Source organism: Streptomyces sp. NPDC089424 (assembly GCF_044749345.1).
Lineage (GTDB): Bacteria > Actinomycetota > Actinomycetes > Streptomycetales > Streptomycetaceae > Streptomyces.
The window spans coordinates 310,048-326,802 of the sequence record NZ_JBIVHU010000005.1 but is presented as its reverse complement, the minus strand read 5'-3'; the positions used below and the strand labels follow the sequence as shown (position 1 = coordinate 326,802).

Below are 16,755 nucleotides of genomic sequence, written 5' to 3'. Positions count from 1 at the left end.
GACTCCTAAAGGGTCCCTGCGAGGTCCTGGGCGGCCGGTGGGTCAGAGGCCGGGGATCCGGCCGTTGCGGAAGAGGTCGACGAAGATCTGGTGGTCGGCACGCGCGCGGGCGCCGTAGCTGTGCGCGAAGTCGACCAGGAGCGGCGCGAGGCCGCCCTCGTCGCCCGCGAGGGCCGCGTCGATGGCGCGCTCCGTGGAGAACGGCACCAGGTCGGAGTGGCCCGAGTCGTCGTCGGCGGCCGCGTGCATGGTGGCCGTGGACCGCCCCAGGTCGGCGACGACCGCGGCGATCTCCTCCGGGTCGTCGATGTCGCCCCAGTCCAGGTCGACGGCGTACGGCGACACCTCGGCGACCAGCTGGCCGGCCCCGTCCAGCTCGGTCCAGCCGAGCCACGGGTCGGCGTGCGCCTGGAGCGCGCGCTGGGAGATCACCGTGCGGTGCCCCTCGTGCCGGAAGTAGTCGCGGATCGCCGGGTCGGTGATGTGCCGGGAGACGGCCGGGGTCTGGGCCTGCTTGACGTAGATGACCACGTCGTTCTCCAGGGCGTCGCTGTTGCCCTCCAGCAGGATGTTGTACGACGGCAGGCCGGCCGAGCCGATGCCGATGCCGCGCCGGCCGACGACGTCCTTGACCCGGTAGGAGTCCGGGCGGGCCAGCGAGGACTCGGGAAGCGTCTCCAGGTAGCCGTCGAAGGCCGCGAGCACCTTGTAGCGCGTGGCCGCGTCCAGCTCGATGGAGCCGCCGCCCGGGGCGAAGCGGCGCTCGAAGTCGCGGATCTCGGTCATCGAGTCCAGCAGTCCGAACCGGGTCAGCGAGCGGGCGACCCGCAGCGCGTCGAGCAGCGGGCCCTCGGCCGTGTCGAGGGTGAACGGCGGGACCTCGTCGCTCTTGGCGCCGGTGGCCAGCGCGCGCACCCGCTCGCGGTAGGCCGTCGCGTAGATCGTCACCAGCTCGGTGATCTGCTCGTCGCTGAGCGCCTTCGCGTACCCGATGAGGGCGATGGAGGCGGCGAAGCGCTTCAGGTCCCAGGTGAAGGGGCCGACGTACGCCTCGTCGAAGTCGTTGACGTTGAAGATCAGCCGGCCGTTGGAGTCCATGTACGTGCCGAAGTTCTCCGCGTGCAGATCGCCGTGGATCCACACGCGCGAGGTGCGCTCGTCCAGGAACGGGCCGGTGTATATCCCGCCGTCGCCGCGCGCGGCGCCCTCGGCGTCCAGGTCGTGGTAGAAGAGGCAGGCCGTGCCCCGGTAGAAGGCGAAAGCCGAGGCCGCCATCTTCCGGAACTTCACCCGGAACGCGGCCGGGTCGGCGGCGAGCAGCTCGCCGAAGGCGGTGTCGAAGACGGCGAGGATCTCCTCGCCGCGGTGCTCCTCGTCGAGCTGCGGGAACGACATCGCTGGGTGCCTCCTGGTGCGGGTCGTGCGTGACCTGTGGGACGGACGGTGCGCGCCCGGCGGCGCGCCGGTCCGTCACCCTCCAACGCACGAAGGTACGCGGGAGTGCCCGTCGCGTGTCAGAGCCGGGGCATAGACTTCGACGCTGTCCCCAGACTGTCCGCAGCCTGTCGGACCCCCGTCGACGTTCGTTTTCCTTGGAGGCCGAAACCGTGTCGAAGCCGCCGTTCACGCACCTGCACGTCCACACCCAGTACTCGCTGCTGGACGGTGCCGCGCGGCTGAAGGACATGTTCGACGCGTGCAACGAGATGGGCATGACGCACATCGCCATGTCCGACCACGGCAACCTCCACGGGGCCTACGACTTCTTCCACAGCGCGAAGAAGGCGGGTGTCACCCCGATCATCGGCATCGAGGCGTACGTCGCCCCCGAGTCCCGGCGCAACAAGCGCAAGATCCAGTGGGGCCAGCCGCACCAGAAGCGCGACGACGTCTCCGGTTCGGGTGGCTACACCCACAAGACGATGTGGGCCGTGAACAAGACCGGCCTGCACAACCTCTTCCGGCTGTCCTCCGACGCGTACGCCGAGGGCTGGCTCCAGAAGTGGCCCCGGATGGACAAGGAGACGATCTCCCAGTGGTCCGAGGGGATCGTCGCCTCCACCGGCTGCCCCTCCGGCGAGCTCCAGACCCGGCTGCGGCTCGGCCAGTACGACGAGGCGCTGAAGGCGGCCGCCGACTACCAGGACATCTTCGGCAAGGACCGGTACTTCCTGGAGCTGATGGACCACGGCATCGAGATCGAGCACCGGGTCCGCGACGGCCTGCTGGAGATCGGCAGGAAGCTCGGCATCCCCCCGCTGGTCACCAACGACTCGCACTACACGTACGCGCACGAGGCGACCGCCCACGACGCGCTGCTGTGCATCCAGACCGGCAAGAACCTCTCCGACCCCGACCGCTTCAAGTTCGACGGCACCGGCTACTACCTGAAGTCCACCGAGGAGATGTACGCCATCGACTCCTCGGACGCCTGGCAGGAGGGCTGCGCCAACACCCTGCTCGTGGCCGAGATGGTCGACACGGACGGCATGTTCGAGGCCAAGAACCTCATGCCGAAGTTCGACATCCCCGAGGGGTACACCGAGGTCACCTGGTTCAAGGAGGAGGTGCGCCGCGGCATGGAGCGCCGCTTCCCCGGCGGCATCCCCGAGGACCGCCAGAAGCAGGCCGAGTACGAGATGGACGTCATCATCCAGATGGGGTTCCCGGGCTACTTCCTCGTCGTGGCCGACTTCATCATGTGGGCCAAGAACAACGGCATCGCGGTCGGTCCGGGGCGAGGCTCCGCGGCCGGTTCGATCGTCGCCTACGCCATGGGCATCACCGACCTCGACCCGATCCCGCACGGCCTGATCTTCGAGCGGTTCCTGAACCCCGAGCGCGTCTCCATGCCCGACGTCGACATCGACTTCGACGAGCGCAGGCGCGTCGAGGTGATCAGGTACGTGACCGAGAAGTACGGCGCCGACAAGGTCGCCATGATCGGCACCTACGGCAAGATCAAGGCGAAGAACGCCATCAAGGACTCCGCGCGCGTGCTGGGCTACCCGTACGCGATGGGCGACCGCCTCACCAAGGCGATGCCCGCCGACGTCCTCGGCAAGGGCATCGACCTCGACGGCATCACCAACCCCTCGCACCCGCGCTACAGCGAGGCGGGCGAGATCCGGGGGATGTACGAGAACGAGCCGGACGTGAAGAAGGTCATCGACACCGCCAAGGGCGTCGAGGGCCTGGTGCGGCAGATGGGCGTGCACGCGGCCGGCGTGATCATGTCCAGCGAGCCCATCGTGGACCACGCCCCGATCTGGGTGCGGCACACGGACGGTGTGACCATCACGCAGTGGGACTACCCGCAGTGCGAGTCGCTCGGCCTGCTGAAGATGGACTTCCTCGGCCTGCGCAACCTGACGATCATGGACGACGCCGTCAAGATGGTGAAGTCCAACAAGGGCATCGACCTCGACCTGCTGTCCCTGCCGCTCGACGACCCGACGACGTTCGAACTCCTCCAGCGCGGCGACACCCTCGGTGTCTTCCAGTTCGACGGCGGCCCGATGCGTTCGCTGCTGCGCCTGATGAAGCCCGACAACTTCGAGGACATCTCCGCCGTCTCCGCGCTGTACCGTCCGGGCCCGATGGGCATGGACTCGCACACCAACTACGCGCTGCGCAAGAACAAGCTCCAGGAGATCACCCCGATCCACAAGGAGCTGGAGGAGCCCCTCGAAGAGGTCCTGGCGGTCACCTACGGCCTGATCGTCTACCAGGAGCAGGTGCAGAAGGCCGCCCAGATCATCGCCGGGTACTCGCTCGGCGAGGCCGACATCCTGCGCCGCGTGATGGGCAAGAAGAAGCCCGACGAGCTGGCCAAGAACTTCGTCCTCTTCCAGAAGGGCGCCCGCGACAAGGGCTACAGCGACGAGGCCATCCAGGCGCTGTGGGACGTGCTGGTCCCCTTCGCCGGCTACGCGTTCAACAAGGCGCACTCCGCCGCGTACGGCCTGGTGTCGTACTGGACCGCCTATCTCAAGGCGAACCACCCCGCCGAGTACATGGCCGCCCTGCTGACCTCGGTCAAGGACGACAAGGACAAGTCGGCCGTCTACCTCAACGAGTGCCGGCGCATGGGCATCAAGGTGCTCCCGCCGAACGTCAACGAGTCGGTGCACAACTTCGCGGCCCAGGGCGACGACGTGATCCTCTTCGGCCTGGAGGCCGTGCGCAACGTCGGCACCAACGTCGTCGAGTCGATCATCAAGAGCCGCAAGGCCAAGGGCAAGTACGCCTCCTTCCCCGACTACCTCGACAAGGTCGACGCGACGGCGTGCAACAAGCGCACCACGGAGTCCCTGATCAAGGCGGGCGCGTTCGACAGCATGGGCCACACCCGCAAGGGCCTCACCGCGCACTTCGAGCCGATGATCGACAATGTGGTCGCGGTCAAGCGCAAGGAGGCCGAGGGGCAGTTCGACCTCTTCGGCGGCATGGGCGAGGAGCAGAGCGACGAGCCCGGCTTCGGACTCGACGTCGTCTTCACCGACGAGGAGTGGGACAAGACCTATCTGCTCGCCCAGGAGCGGGAGATGCTCGGTCTGTACGTTTCCGACCACCCGCTCTTCGGCCTGGAGCACGTGCTGTCCGACAAGGCCGACGCGGGCATCGCCCAACTCACCGGCGGTGAGCACGCGGACGGCGCGGTCGTCACCATCGGCGGCATCATCTCGGGCCTCCAGCGCAAGATGACCAAGCAGGGCAACGCCTGGGCCATCGCCACCGTCGAGGACCTCGCCGGTTCCATCGAGTGCATGTTCTTCCCGGCGACCTACCAGTTGGTGTCGACCCAACTCGTCGAGGACGCCGTCGTGTTCGTCAAGGGCCGCCTGGACAAGCGCGAGGACGTGCCGCGGCTGGTCGCGATGGAGCTCCAGGTCCCCGACCTGTCGAACGCCGGCACCAACGCGCCGGTGGTCCTCACCATCCCGGCCACCCGGGTCACCCCGCCGATGATCAGCCGGCTCGGTGAGATCCTCACCCATCACAAGGGCGACAGCGAGGTGCGGATCAAGCTCCAGGGGCCGACGAAGACGACCGTGCTGCGGCTGGACCGGCACCGGGTGAAGCCGGATCCGGCGTTGTTCGGCGATCTGAAGGTGCTGCTCGGACCGTCCTGCCTGGCCGGCTGAGGCCGCCTTCCCGCCGTGCGCGACATGACCGAGGGGCGCGTCCGATCCCGGACGCGCCCCTCGTCATCCTCGGGGGCCGCAACGACCCGCTGTGCGGATGTCAGTTGTGGCCGAAACGCTTCTGCCGGCCCTTGCGGGCCATGTCTATCGGCGACGGCTGCGCGGCCTGCTGCTCCGACATGGGCTCCGCCGACTGCTGCTGCTCCGGCTGCCGGGTGGCACGGCCGGTCTGCTGCTGCTTACGGTCACGGTTCTTGTTCTTGGCCATGGTGATCTGCCTCCTGAGGGGGATCTAGGGGCCAGGGCCGGGACCAGATTCACATATGCCGATAACGATCGCATGTCGGACAATTACCGTCTGTGACAGGGCTTGTCGGTGCGGGAGGGGCGCGGGAATCCCCGAAACGCCACGCCGAAGATCGAGTTCGGGCCGTTAACCCCCGTGTGGTCGGGCAGACTCGAAGGAAGCCCGAAGCAAACCTCCCGGGAAGAGGGTGAGTCGCGTGGACCGCTGCGTCGTCCTGGTGGACGCCGGGTATCTGCTGGGGGCCGCCGCCAGCCTCCTCGCCGGGGAGCCCTCACGGTCCCGCATCACCGTGGATCACACCGCCCTCATCCAGGGGCTGCGCGAACGCGCCGAGTCCGACACGGAACGGCCGCTGCTGCGCATCTACTGGTTCGACGGCGCCCCCGACCGCGTGCCGCAGCCCGAGCACCGCCGTCTGCGGGTGATGCCCCGGGTCACGGTGCGGCTCGGGGCGCTCACCCGCAGCGACGGCAGGTGGAACCAGAAGGGCGTCGACGCCGCGATGCACGCCGAGCTCACCGAGCTGGCCCGCAACCGCGCCTGCTCCGACATCGTCCTGGTGACCGGCGACGGCGATCTGCTGCCGGGCATGATGGCCGCCAAGGAGCACGGGGTCGCCGTGCACCTGTGGGCCGTGCAGGCCGCCGACGGCGACTACAACCAGTCGGAGGACCTCGTCGCCGAGGCCGACGAGCGGCGGGTGCTCGACCGGACGTGGATCACCAAGGCCGTACGCGCCAAGGAACTGGGCGGGATCTGCGCGCCGCCGCCCGCGCCCCGGCCCGAGATCGCCGCGATCCTGTCCGCGCCGCTGCCCGACTCCCCCCTCGCCCCGGCCGCCGAGCGGCCGGTCGACCAGCCGCCCCGCACCGCCCCGGCCGCCGCGCAGAACGGCGCCGAGGAACGGGTCCCGGCCCCCAAGGGCGTGCCGACGCCCAAGGACCTCGCCGCGCTGCGCGCCCACGGCCCGCAGCCCCCGCAGCCCGCCACCGCGACCCTGCGCTGGTCCTCAGACAAGGGCTGGGTGGACCGCCCCGGCGGCACCGCGGAGCCGGCCGAGATCGCCTCGATGCCGACGCTGGCCCAGCTGACCACGGCCGAGCAGCGGTGGGCCGATCGGGAGGAGGACATCACGACCGTCGGCGGGGACCCGTACGAGGTCGGACAGGTGTTCGCGCGCCGGTGGATGTCCCGGCTCGGCGACCAGGCCCACCTGCAGAAGCTGTCCGGGATGTACCCGCGCGTCCCGCACCGGATCGACGGGGAACTGCTGCGCTACGCCGCCCGCTTCGGGCTGCTCGCCCACAAGGACGACCAGATCGACGAGCACGACCGGTACGCGATCCGGGCCGGTTTCTGGCGGGAGATCGACGTCCGCACGGCGGCGGAACCCGCCCCCGCCGCGGAGCAGTGAGGCCGCCCGGGCGGGTGCGGCGGGGCCCGGTGCCGCCGTGGGCGTGTGCCGTTGCGGGGGATTCATGCTCAGAGGCGGTTTTCGTGGCGTAGGCCGACCCGGGAGCGTGCCGGGGGTGCGGACCCCGTAGGCTCGTCCCTTGTGAGTACGCGCGCGGCAGGGGCCTTCCGGGACAGTGGTGAGGTCGTGTGCGCGGTGCGTGGGCTGACGAAGACCTATCCGGCGGTACGGAGCCGGCGCGGGGCGCCCGGCACCCCGGAGGTCCGGGCCACCGACGACGTACGGCTGGACGTGCGCCGGGGCGAGATCTTCGGGCTGCTCGGCCCGAACGGGGCCGGCAAGTCCACCCTCGTGCGCCAGCTGACCGGGCTGATGCGGCCCGACGAGGGCAGTGTCGAGATCCTCGGCCACGACATCGTGCGCCACCCCGAGCGGGCCTCGCGGATCCTCGCCTACCTCGGGCAGGAGTCCACCGCCCTCGACGAACTGACCGTGGCCCTCGCCGCCGAGACCACCGCGCGGCTGCGCGGACTGGACGCGCGGCCGGCGCGGGACGAGCGGGACGCCGTGCTGGAGGAGCTGGGACTCACCGCGATCGCCGGGCGGCCGCTGAAGAAGCTCTCCGGTGGACAGCGCCGGCTGGCCTGTGTCGCCGCGGCCCTGGTGGGGGAGCGGCCGCTGCTCGTGCTGGACGAGCCGACCGCCGCGATGGACCCCGTGGCGCGGCGGGCCGTGTGGTCGGCGGTGGACCGGCGCCGGGCCGAGCGCGGCACCACGGTCGTGCTGGTCACCCACAACGTCATCGAGGCGGAGACCGTCCTCGACCGGGTCGCCGTCCTGGACCGTGGGCGCGTGATCGCCTGCGACACGCCCACGGGTCTGAAGGAGCAGGTCGCCGGTGAGGTGCGGGTCGACCTGGTGTGGCGCGAACGGGCGCCGCTGGACGTGCCCGAGGTGGCCGCGCTGCGGGACCGGGTCGTGGAGTCCGGACGGCGCTGGACGCTGCGGCTGGCGCCCGAGGAGGCCCGCGCGGTCGTCTCGACGGTCACCGGCGGGGCCGCCTTCGCCGCGCTGGACGACTTCACCCTGACCACGCCGAGCCTGGAGGACGTGTACATGGCACTCGGCGGGGCGGCGCGGCAGGGGCTGGTGAAGGCATGAGCCTGAGTCGTCGAGCCGTCGCATCCGTACGGAACGGGGGAGACGCCGGAGTGAAACCGGGGAAGGGGAGCAGCGCGACGTGAGTGTCGTACCCGCAGAAGTGCTGCCGGGCAGTGTCCTGGCCGCCGACGGAGCGGCCCGGGGCGCGGCCGAGCTCGCACCGCCCGCGCGGCTGTGGCCGTCCCTGGCGGCGGTCTACCGGGCGCAGCTGTCCCGGGCGCGGGTGGCGCGGATCCCGCTGCTGTTCGTGGCGACCTTCCAGTCCGTCGGCATCATGATCATGATGCGGGGCGTGGTGGACGGCGGGAGCGAGGCGCACGCCGTGGTCGCCGGCTCGTCCATCGTGGTCGTCGCGTTCGTCGCGCTGAACCTCCTCGCGCAGTACTTCGGGCAGCTGCGGGCCACCGGCGGGCTCGACCACTACGCCACGCTGCCGGTGCCGCCGGCCGCGGTGGTGCTGGGGGCCGCGGGGGCGTACGCCTCCTTCACCGTGCCGGGCACGATGGTGACCGCCGTCTTCGGCTGCGTGCTGTTCGGGCTGCCGATGGCCAACCTGTGGGTGCTGCTGGCCGTGATCCCGCTCGCCGGGGCCGCGCTGGCCGGGCTCGGGGCAGCCCTCGGACTGCTCGCGCCGCGGCCCGAGCTGGCCACCCTGCTGGGACAGCTCGGGATGTCCGCGGCGCTGCTGCTGGGCGTGCTGCCGCCGGACCGGATGCCGCAGATCGTGCGGTTCGCCCGCGATCTGCTGCCCTCGACGTACGGCGTGGAGGCCTACGCGCGGACCTTCGCCGCGCAGCCCGACTGGGCCCGGGTGGCCGCGGACCTCGCCGTGTGCGCCGGGGTCGGGGTGATCTCGCTGGCGGTCGCCACCTGGGCGTACCGCCGGGCCGCCGTCCGGTGACGCGCGCCACGGACAGGCCTGGCACGATGTCAGGGTGACAGCACCGTTGACGCCGCCTCCGCCGCCGCATGAACAGTCCGCGCACCATGCGTGGCCCCCGGCAGGGGCCGGGCACGGGGCGGGCGCGCATCCTCACGCCGTCGCTCACCCGCATGCCTACGCAAGCGCCCAGGGAACCAAGGGTGAGGACGGGCCCGGGATGAAGACCGAGGTGCGGGAGGCCGCCGTGATCACGGTGGTCCTGGCGCTGTGCGGAGTGCTGCTCGGGGTGCTGTGGAACTGGCTGGCGCCTCGGGTGCCGCTGGTCGGCGACGTGGTCGGCGGGACCTGGGTCGTCTTCCTCAAGGACACCGAGGGGGAGCAGTCGATCGGGGTGGACGGAACGTTCACTCTGCTCGCGCTGGCGTTCGGCGTGCTCAGCGCGGTCCTGGTGTTCCTGGTGCGGCGGCGCGGGGGCGTGCCGCTCGTGGTCGCGCTCGGCCTCGGTGGGCTGCTCGGCTCGCTGCTCGCCTGGCGGCTCGGGGTCTGGCTCGGGCCCGGGGACGACGTGCTGGCGCACGCCAAGGAGGTGGGCAAGGGCGTGACGTTCTCGGCGCCGCTGGAACTCGCGGCGAAGGGGGCGCTGCTGGCCTGGTCGTTCTCGGCGCTGCTGGTGCACCTCGGCCTGACGGCGCTGTTCGGGCCCCGGGATCCCGAGCCGGCGGGGTACGGGCCGCACGGGCGGACCCCGTAACTCACCGGCCGGGACATCGGCTGCCGCGGGCCCGGTTGCCGGGCCTCGGCCGCTACGACGGACGCCGGCCGTGGTTGGCCCGGCGTTTGCGTATGCGCCACTTGCGTTTCCGGGTTTTCTTCGACATGTCCTGTCTCCTTAACCGAGAAAGGACATCCCGTCGAGGGGTCACGCGCGCCCGATGGGTGCCAGCGTCGCCTCCGTGAGCCTCGCCAGGTCCTTCGGCGACAGCTCCACCTCCAGGCCCCGGCGGCCCGCCGAGACGCAGATCGTGGCGTGCGCGGCGGCCGAGCCGTCCAGCACGGTGGCGAGCTTCCTGCGCTGGCCGAGGGGCGAGATGCCGCCCCGGACGTAGCCGGTGGTGCGTTCCGCGAGGGCCGGGTCGGCCATCGACGCCTTCTTGCCGCCGACGGCCGCCGCCAGCGCCTTCAGGTCCAGCGAGCCCGCTACCGGCACCACCGCGACCGTCAGGGTGCCGTCCACGTCCGCCACCAGCGTCTTGAAGACGCGCTCCGGCGAGACCCCCATCACCTGCGCCGCCTCCTCGCCGTAGGAGGGGTGGGACGGGTCGTGGTCGTAGGCGTGGATCGTGAAGTCCACGCCCGCCGCCGTCAGCGCCACCGTGGCGGGCGTGCCGCCGGACTGCTGGTTCTTCTTCGGCTTCTTCGCCATCCGGGCTGTTCCCCAGGTCGTTCGCGGGTCAGTTCAGGCTCGTCGGTGCCCGCGTCAGCTCGGACGCCGGCAGTGACGGCAGCGTACGGATGATCGCCGTCTCGGAGCGAAGGAGTTTCAGCTCGTCGCGCAGCCGCGACGCGGTGTCCGGCGCCTGGAGCAGCCGCTGCTTGGTGGGGGTGTCCAGCATCATGGCCGCCGCGACCAGGTACGACACCACCGACGGCTCGTCCGGCAGGTCGCCCGTCGACAGCGAGCGCTCCCGCGCTCCCGCGAGCCGCTTCTGGTACTGCCGGAACGCCCGCAGCACCCCCTCGGCCAGCGCCCCCGCCTCGTCGCCCGGCTCCTCCGGCAGCTCCTCCAGCTCCGCCGTGAGGAACGGCCCCGAGGCGTCCACCGACAGCAGCCGCACCCGGGTCGTCCCGGTCGCCAGCACCTCGAAGGTGCCGTCCGCCCGCTCCCGTATCGTCGCCGCGTCGGCCACGCAGCCCACGCCGTGGAACGCCTTCACCGGGTCGGCGCCGAAGCCGGCCGCCGAGCCCCGCTCGGGCACCGCCGTCGGGTCGGGCAGGCCCGGCTCGCTCGCCGCGACCTCGTGGCCGTCGCGGATGGTCACGACGGCGAAGCGGCGCGGTTCGTCCTCGGGGGTCTTCACAAGGGTGCGCATCATGGCGCGGTAGCGCTCCTCGAAGATGTTCAAGGGGAGCACCAGCCCCGGGAACAGCACGGTGTTCAGGGGGAAGAGCGGCAGCCGGACGGTGGTCACGACGCTAGAGCCTAATGGTCGCCGGACCGTACCCGTCCGCCCCGCCCGCTCCCCGGGCGGCGCGGGGCCCGCTAATTGCGCCGCAGCAGCCGTGTCGCCCCGGCCGCGACCGTCGTGGCGAGGATCCAGCCGAGCAGGACCAGCGCGGCGGCCAGCCACTGCCAGCCGCCGTCCAGATGCCAGAAACCCATCTGGCCCAGGTCGATGACCGGCAGCAGCAGGTCGAGGGCGAACAGGGCGGGATTCCACGGCGGCTCGCCCGTGCTGCTGCCGGTCCGGGGGCGCCCGGCGGACGCGAAGGCCAGCGAGCCCGCCGCCCACAGCACCGCCATCCACACCGCGGCCCGCCCCGGCCGGTACCCGTAGGCCACCGCCAGGTCCTGCGCGTACCCCCAGAGCTTCCCGGCCGGCGGCAGGGTCTCCCGGCGCCGCCGGTGCTTGGCGAGCAGCACCTCGCGGGCGTCCTCGTCCTCCCCGCTCGCGCGCAGCACGGCGGCGAGCCGCTCGTACGGCTCCGGGTGGTACTCGGCGGTCGCGGCGGCCACCCACGCCAGCCGCCGCGCCAGCGGGAACGACCCCTGCGGCACCAGGTTCTCGTAGACGAAGCCCCGCATGGCCAGATTGCCGATGCCGGGCCAGCTGCCCGCCCGGTCGACCAGGTTGATCGTCCGGACGCCGGACAGCACCACCTTGCCGCGCTGCGGCCGCTCCCCGAGGAAGCGCAGCTCGGGCGCCTGCACCCGGCGCAGGGACAGCTCCTGGTCGTCGGTGAAGGTGAACCGCGCGCGTTCCAGGTCGACCGCGTCCCCGAACCGGCCGTCGTCCAGGCGCACCCCGCCCTGGCACTCGAAGTGCTGGATGCGGGTCCCGCGCGCGGGGGTGCGTCCGGCCAGCTGCGGGGAGCCGACGCCGGCCGGGGAGAGGTACAGCGTGCGGCCCACGGTGAGCTGCGGGGCGTTCAGCGCGTGCCGGGTGTACGGGTTGCGCAGCCGTGCCCCGCGCAGGCTGAGCGAGACGCCGACGTTCGCGCTGCGCAGGCTCAGCTCGCCGTGCGACTCCAGCATCTCGGCCTGGAGGTCCTGGCCCACGGTGATGCCGTCCGCGGAGATCGAGCGGCCCGTGCGGTCCCGGTGGACGACGGCCTGGTTGAGCAGCAGGTCCGTGCCGATGTGCGCGTCGGTCAGCCGGACGCCGCCGGGAAACCTGCAGCGCGGCAGATGCAGATCGCCCTCGGTGTGCACCCGCGCCGCCTCCAGCCGCGGCACCGCGCAGTTCACCAGCCGTACGGTCCTGAACTGGGCCTCCGGCATCGATATCTCCCGCTCGAAGCAGCAGCCGCGCAGTTCGACGTAGGGCACCACCGCGCCGCCCGCGAGGTCGAGGCTGCCGCTGATCCGCACGCCGGTCAGCTTCAGCGCGGCCACCCGGCCGGCGAGGGCGGGCGGCCCGTCCAGCAGCAGCCAGCACACGATGCGGGCCCGCACCGTCCGCCCGGGCCCCCACGGCTGCCCGCCGTGCGGATCGTCCACCACGGCGTCCCCGCTGCTCAGGTCGTACACGCTGCCGTTGCGGAAGGCCTGCCACATACCGGCCTCGGCGGCGTTCAGGTCGTCGGGCAGGTCCCCGTCCCGGACGCCGGCCCCCTCGGTCACGGTGTTCCCTCCCTCCCCTGCCGCTCCTCGGTTTCGTACTGCCGTTCATGCCCGCTGGGTGACGCCTCGAACACGCCGGGTGAAGGCGATCTTCCGGGTCCTGGCACGGAGCGTGAGCGGGGTCTCGTATCAGCCACTGATACGTGCGAACGGCGCCGCGTCCGGGTCTGCGAGAATTGGGTGTGTGATCTCCCGAATCGATCTGCGCGGCGACGCCCTCCCGGAGGGTCCCGCCCTGCGCGACCTGCTGCCCCGAGCCGACTTCGACGTCGCGGCCGCCCTCGAGAAGGTGCGTCCCATCTGCGAGGCCGTGCATCATCGGGGCGACGCGGCGCTGATCGACTTCGCCGAGAAGTTCGACGGCGTCCGGCTCGAGCAGGTGCGGGTGCCCGCCGAGGCGCTCGCCCGCGCGCTCAAGGAGCTCGACCCGGCCGTGCGCGCGGCCCTGGAGGAGTCCATCCGGCGTGCCCGCCTGGTCCACCGTGAGCAGCGCCGCGCCGGCCACACCACCCAGGTCGTGCCCGGCGGCCACGTCACCGAGAAGTGGGTGCCGGTCGACCGGGTCGGCCTCTACGCGCCCGGCGGCCGCTCGGTCTACCCGTCCTCCGTGGTCATGAACGTCGTGCCCGCCCAGGAGGCCGGTGTCGGCTCGATCGCGCTCGCCTCCCCGGCCCAGGCCGAGTTCGGCGGGCTGCCGCACCCCACGATCCTCGCCGCGTGCGCGCTGCTCGGCGTCGACGAGGTGTACGCGGCCGGCGGCGCGACCGCCGTGGCGATGTTCGCCTACGGCACCGAGTCCTGCCCGCCCGCCAACATGGTCACCGGCCCGGGCAACATCTGGGTCGCCGCCGCCAAGCGCTTCTTCACCGGCCGGATCGGCATCGACGCCGAGGCCGGCCCGACCGAGATCGCCGTGCTGGCCGACGCCACCGCCGACCCTGTGCACGTCGCCTCCGACCTGATCAGCCAGGCCGAGCACGACCCGCTGGCGGCGGCCGTGCTGGTCACCGACTCCGTGGAGCTGGCGGACGCGGTGGAGCGCGAGCTGGAGCCGCAGGTCGCGGCCACCAAGCACATCGACGACCGGATCGTCCCGGCCCTGAAGGGCCGGCAGTCCGCGATCGTCCTGGTCGACGGCGTCGACGAGGGCCTGCGGGTGGTCGACGCCTACGGCGCCGAGCACCTGGAGATCCAGACCGCCGACGCGGCCGCCGTGGCCGACCGGGTCCGCAACGCCGGGGCGATCTTCATCGGCCCCTGGGCGCCGGTCTCGCTCGGCGACTACGCGGCCGGGTCCAACCACGTGCTGCCCACCGGCGGCTGCGCCTGCCACTCCTCGGGGCTGTCCGTGCAGTCCTTCCTGCGCGGTGTCCACATCGTCGACTACACGCGGGAGGCGCTGGCCGAGGTCGCGCACCACGTGGTGACGCTGGCGGAGGCGGAGGACCTGCCGGCGCACGGCGCGGCGATCAAGGCGAGGTTCGGGTGGAAGGTACCGGAGAGCAAGTGACTGGCATCGACGATCTCCCCGTACGGGACGAGCTGCGCGGCAAGTCCCCCTACGGCGCGCCCCAACTGGACGTGCCCGTACGGCTGAACACCAACGAGAACCCCTACCCGCTGCCCGAGCCGCTGGTCGAACGGATCGCCGAGCGGGTGCGCGAGGCGGCCCGGCACCTCAACCGCTACCCCGACCGGGACGCGGTGGAGCTGCGGACCCGGCTCGCGGCGTACCTGACCGCGACCTCGGGCCACGAGGTCGGTCCCGCCAACGTCTGGGCGGCCAACGGCTCCAACGAGGTCATCCAGCAGCTGCTGCAGACCTTCGGCGGACCGGGCCGTACGGCCCTCGGCTTCGAGCCCTCGTACTCGATGCACGGTCTTATCGCGCGCGGGACGGGCACCGGCTGGATCTCCGGTCCCCGGCAGCCCGACTTCTCGCTCGACGCCGCGGCCGCCGCGCGGACGATCGCGGAGCACCGGCCCGACGTCGTCTTCGTCACCACCCCCAACAACCCCACCGGCAACGCGGTCCCGCGCGAGACGGTGGTGGCCCTCTACGAGGCCGCGCAGGCGGCGAAGCCCTCGATGGTGATCGTGGACGAGGCGTACGTCGAGTTCAGCCACGGCGAGTCCCTGCTGCCGCTGCTGGACGGCCGCCCGCATCTGGTGATCTCCCGGACCATGTCCAAGGCCTTCGGCGCGGCCGGCCTGCGCCTCGGCTATCTGGCCGCGGCCCCGGCCGTCGTCGACGCCGTGCAGCTCGTCCGGCTGCCCTACCACCTGTCGGCGGTCACCCAGGCGACCGCGCTGGCCGCCCTGGAGCACACCGACACCCTGCTCGGATACGTCGAGCAGCTGAAGGCCGAGCGGGACCGACTGGTCGGCGAACTGCGGGCGATCGGCTACGACGTCATCGAGTCGGACGCCAACTTCGTGCAGTTCGGCCGGTTCGCCGACGCCCACGAGGCCTGGCGGAAGATCCTCGACCGGGGCGTCCTGGTCCGGGACAACGGAGTTCCGGGGTGGCTGCGGGTCACCGCCGGCACGCCGGACGAGAACGACGCGTTCCTCGACGCGGTCCGTGAGTTGAAGAAGGAGCAGAGTTCATGAGCCGCGTGGGACGCGTGCAGCGCACGACCAAGGAGACATCGGTCCTCGTCGAGATCGACCTCGACGGCACGGGCAAGGTCGACGTGTCGACCGGGGTCGGTTTCTACGACCACATGCTCGACCAGCTCGGCCGGCACGGCCTGTTCGACCTGACCGTGAAGACCGAGGGCGACCTCCACATCGACTCGCACCACACGATCGAGGACACCGCCCTCGCGCTGGGCGCCGCCTTCAAGCAGGCGCTCGGCGACAAGGTGGGCATCTACCGCTTCGGCAACTGCACGGTCCCGCTGGACGAGTCCCTCGCCCAGGTCACCGTCGACCTGTCCGGCCGCCCCTACCTCGTGCACACCGAGCCCGAGAAGATGGCGCCGATGATCGGCGAGTACGACACGACGATGACCCGGCACATCCTGGAGTCCTTCGTCGCCCAGGCGCAGATCGCGCTGCACGTGCACGTGCCCTACGGGCGCAACGCGCACCACATCGTGGAGTGCCAGTTCAAGGCGCTGGCCCGGGCCCTGCGCTACGCCTCCGAGCGCGACCCGCGCGCGGCCGGCATCCTCCCGTCGACGAAGGGCGCGCTGTGACCGGCACCTCCACGCTGCTGATCGTCGTCGGCCTCTTCCTGGTCGGCGGCATCTTCTCCTTCGTCAAGCAGAAGATGCCCAAGGGCCTGATCGTGCTGCTCTCCATCGGCGCCGCGATGTGCCTGGTCGCGGGCGTCCTGCGGCTGGAGGTGTGGAATTGAGCGCGTCGAGAAGCGTCGTCGTCTTCGACTACGGCTTCGGCAACGTGAGGTCGGCCGAGCGCGCCCTCGCGCGCGTGGGTGCCGACGTCGAGATAACGCGTGACTTCGACAAGGCCATGAACGCGGACGGCCTGCTGGTGCCGGGCGTCGGCGCGTTCGCCGCCTGCATGACCGGCCTGCGCGAGGCACGCGGCGACTGGATCGTCGACCGCCGGCTGGCCGGCGGGCGCCCGGTGATGGGCATCTGCGTGGGCATGCAGATCCTCTTCGCCCGGGGCATCGAGCACGGCGTCGAGACCGAGGGCCTCGACGAGTGGCCCGGCGCGGTCGAGCCGCTCCAGGCCGAGATCGTGCCGCACATGGGCTGGAACACGGTCGAGGCACCCGCCGGCTCCGAGCTGTTCGCCGGCCTGGACGCCGACGCCCGGTTCTACTTCGTGCACTCCTACGCCGTCCAGGACTGGACCCTGGAGACGGCGAACCCGGCGATGCGCGCACCGCTCGTCACCTGGTCCACGCACGGCAAGCCGTTCGTGGCCGCCGTCGAGAACGGCGCCCTGTGGGCCACGCAGTTCCACCCCGAGAAGTCCGGCGACGCCGGCGCGCAGCTGCTCACCAACTGGATCGGAACCCTGTAG

The 16,755-nt window shown here is 71.7% G+C and carries 15 protein-coding genes; 10 read left to right on the top strand and 5 right to left on the bottom strand.

Going from position 1 to position 16,755, the window contains the following annotated elements; translation table 11 throughout:
• Positions 1-42: 42 nt before the first annotated feature.
• Positions 43-1,395 (bottom strand): DUF2252 domain-containing protein, encoded by a 1,353-nt coding sequence (locus ACIP2X_RS24050; RefSeq protein ID WP_401676403.1) that lies wholly within the window; start codon positions 1,393-1,395, stop codon positions 43-45.
• 212 nt (positions 1,396-1,607) lie between these two features.
• Between ACIP2X_RS24050 and dnaE the strand changes: the two genes are divergently transcribed.
• Complete coding sequence (gene dnaE / locus ACIP2X_RS24045) at positions 1,608-5,147, top strand: DNA polymerase III subunit alpha (protein ID WP_401676401.1); 3,540 nt, start codon at positions 1,608-1,610, stop codon at positions 5,145-5,147.
• A gap of 100 nt (positions 5,148-5,247) precedes the next feature.
• On the opposite strand, the gene ACIP2X_RS24040 is transcribed toward dnaE, so the two are convergent.
• The gene (locus tag ACIP2X_RS24040; protein WP_401676399.1) at positions 5,248-5,415 is read right to left on the bottom strand and encodes a hypothetical protein; all 168 of its coding nucleotides are present in this window, start codon (positions 5,413-5,415) and stop codon (positions 5,248-5,250) included.
• A 235-nt stretch (positions 5,416-5,650) separates the two neighbouring features.
• On the opposite strand from ACIP2X_RS24040, the gene ACIP2X_RS24035 reads away from it, so the two are divergent.
• The 4 genes from ACIP2X_RS24035 to ACIP2X_RS24020 all read left to right on the top strand — a co-directional run bounded on the left by ACIP2X_RS24035 (position 5,651) and on the right by ACIP2X_RS24020 (position 9,663).
• Positions 5,651-6,868, top strand: coding sequence for an NYN domain-containing protein (locus tag ACIP2X_RS24035; protein ID WP_401676397.1), 1,218 nt, complete (start codon positions 5,651-5,653; stop codon positions 6,866-6,868).
• A 186-nt stretch (positions 6,869-7,054) separates the two neighbouring features.
• A complete protein-coding gene (locus tag ACIP2X_RS24030; protein WP_401676564.1) occupies positions 7,055-8,029 on the top strand; it encodes an ABC transporter ATP-binding protein in 975 nt (324 codons plus the stop codon).
• Between the two features lie 79 nt (positions 8,030-8,108).
• On the top strand, positions 8,109-8,930 hold the full coding sequence (locus tag ACIP2X_RS24025) for an ABC transporter permease (RefSeq protein WP_401676395.1): 822 nt from the start codon (positions 8,109-8,111) through the stop codon (positions 8,928-8,930).
• Positions 8,931-8,964: 34 nt separating this feature from the next.
• On the top strand, positions 8,965-9,663 hold the full coding sequence (locus ACIP2X_RS24020) for an AAA family ATPase (RefSeq protein WP_401676393.1): 699 nt from the start codon (positions 8,965-8,967) through the stop codon (positions 9,661-9,663).
• Positions 9,664-9,831: 168 nt separating this feature from the next.
• Here ACIP2X_RS24020 and ybaK read toward each other — a convergent pair whose 3' ends face one another.
• From ybaK to ACIP2X_RS24005, 3 genes are all read right to left on the bottom strand, one after another.
• On the bottom strand, positions 9,832-10,335 hold the full coding sequence (gene ybaK / locus ACIP2X_RS24015) for a Cys-tRNA(Pro) deacylase (protein WP_401676391.1): 504 nt from the start codon (positions 10,333-10,335) through the stop codon (positions 9,832-9,834).
• 28 nt (positions 10,336-10,363) lie between these two features.
• Complete coding sequence (locus ACIP2X_RS24010; RefSeq protein WP_401676389.1) at positions 10,364-11,101, bottom strand: LON peptidase substrate-binding domain-containing protein; 738 nt, start codon at positions 11,099-11,101, stop codon at positions 10,364-10,366.
• A gap of 71 nt (positions 11,102-11,172) precedes the next feature.
• Complete coding sequence (locus ACIP2X_RS24005; RefSeq protein ID WP_401676387.1) at positions 11,173-12,753, bottom strand: oxidoreductase; 1,581 nt, start codon at positions 12,751-12,753, stop codon at positions 11,173-11,175.
• A 184-nt stretch (positions 12,754-12,937) separates the two neighbouring features.
• Here ACIP2X_RS24005 and hisD point away from each other — a divergent pair, with 184 nt between their 5' ends.
• Genes hisD through hisH form a run of 5 tightly spaced genes read left to right on the top strand, consistent with a single transcriptional unit; the run spans position 12,938 to position 16,755 of the window.
• A complete protein-coding gene (gene hisD, locus ACIP2X_RS24000; protein ID WP_401676385.1) occupies positions 12,938-14,263 on the top strand; it encodes a histidinol dehydrogenase in 1,326 nt (441 codons plus the stop codon).
• The gene (locus ACIP2X_RS23995) at positions 14,260-15,366 is read left to right on the top strand and encodes a histidinol-phosphate transaminase (RefSeq protein WP_401676383.1); all 1,107 of its coding nucleotides are present in this window, start codon (positions 14,260-14,262) and stop codon (positions 15,364-15,366) included. The genes hisD and ACIP2X_RS23995 overlap by 4 nt, the downstream gene beginning before the upstream one ends.
• The gene (hisB, locus tag ACIP2X_RS23990; protein WP_362992372.1) at positions 15,363-15,956 is read left to right on the top strand and encodes an imidazoleglycerol-phosphate dehydratase HisB; all 594 of its coding nucleotides are present in this window, start codon (positions 15,363-15,365) and stop codon (positions 15,954-15,956) included. The genes ACIP2X_RS23995 and hisB overlap by 4 nt, the downstream gene beginning before the upstream one ends.
• The gene (locus tag ACIP2X_RS23985) at positions 15,953-16,117 is read left to right on the top strand and encodes a hypothetical protein (RefSeq protein WP_401676380.1); all 165 of its coding nucleotides are present in this window, start codon (positions 15,953-15,955) and stop codon (positions 16,115-16,117) included. The genes hisB and ACIP2X_RS23985 overlap by 4 nt, the downstream gene beginning before the upstream one ends.
• Positions 16,108-16,755 carry an imidazole glycerol phosphate synthase subunit HisH gene (gene hisH, locus ACIP2X_RS23980; protein ID WP_401676378.1) on the top strand — a complete coding sequence of 216 codons (648 nt, stop codon included), beginning with the start codon at positions 16,108-16,110 and terminating at the stop codon, positions 16,753-16,755. The genes ACIP2X_RS23985 and hisH overlap by 10 nt, the downstream gene beginning before the upstream one ends.

Bases quoted from the DNA above. Each gene is read 5' to 3' on its own strand.
- hisB (WP_362992372.1), top strand. From the start codon at position 15,363: ATGAGCCGCGTGGGACGCGTGCAGCGCACGACCAAGGAGACATCGGTC.
- ACIP2X_RS24050 (WP_401676403.1), bottom strand. From the start codon at position 1,395: ATGTCGTTCCCGCAGCTCGACGAGGAGCACCGCGGCGAGGAGATCCTC.
- ybaK (WP_401676391.1), bottom strand. From the start codon at position 10,335: ATGGCGAAGAAGCCGAAGAAGAACCAGCAGTCCGGCGGCACGCCCGCC.
- ACIP2X_RS24040 (WP_401676399.1), bottom strand. From the start codon at position 5,415: ATGGCCAAGAACAAGAACCGTGACCGTAAGCAGCAGCAGACCGGCCGT.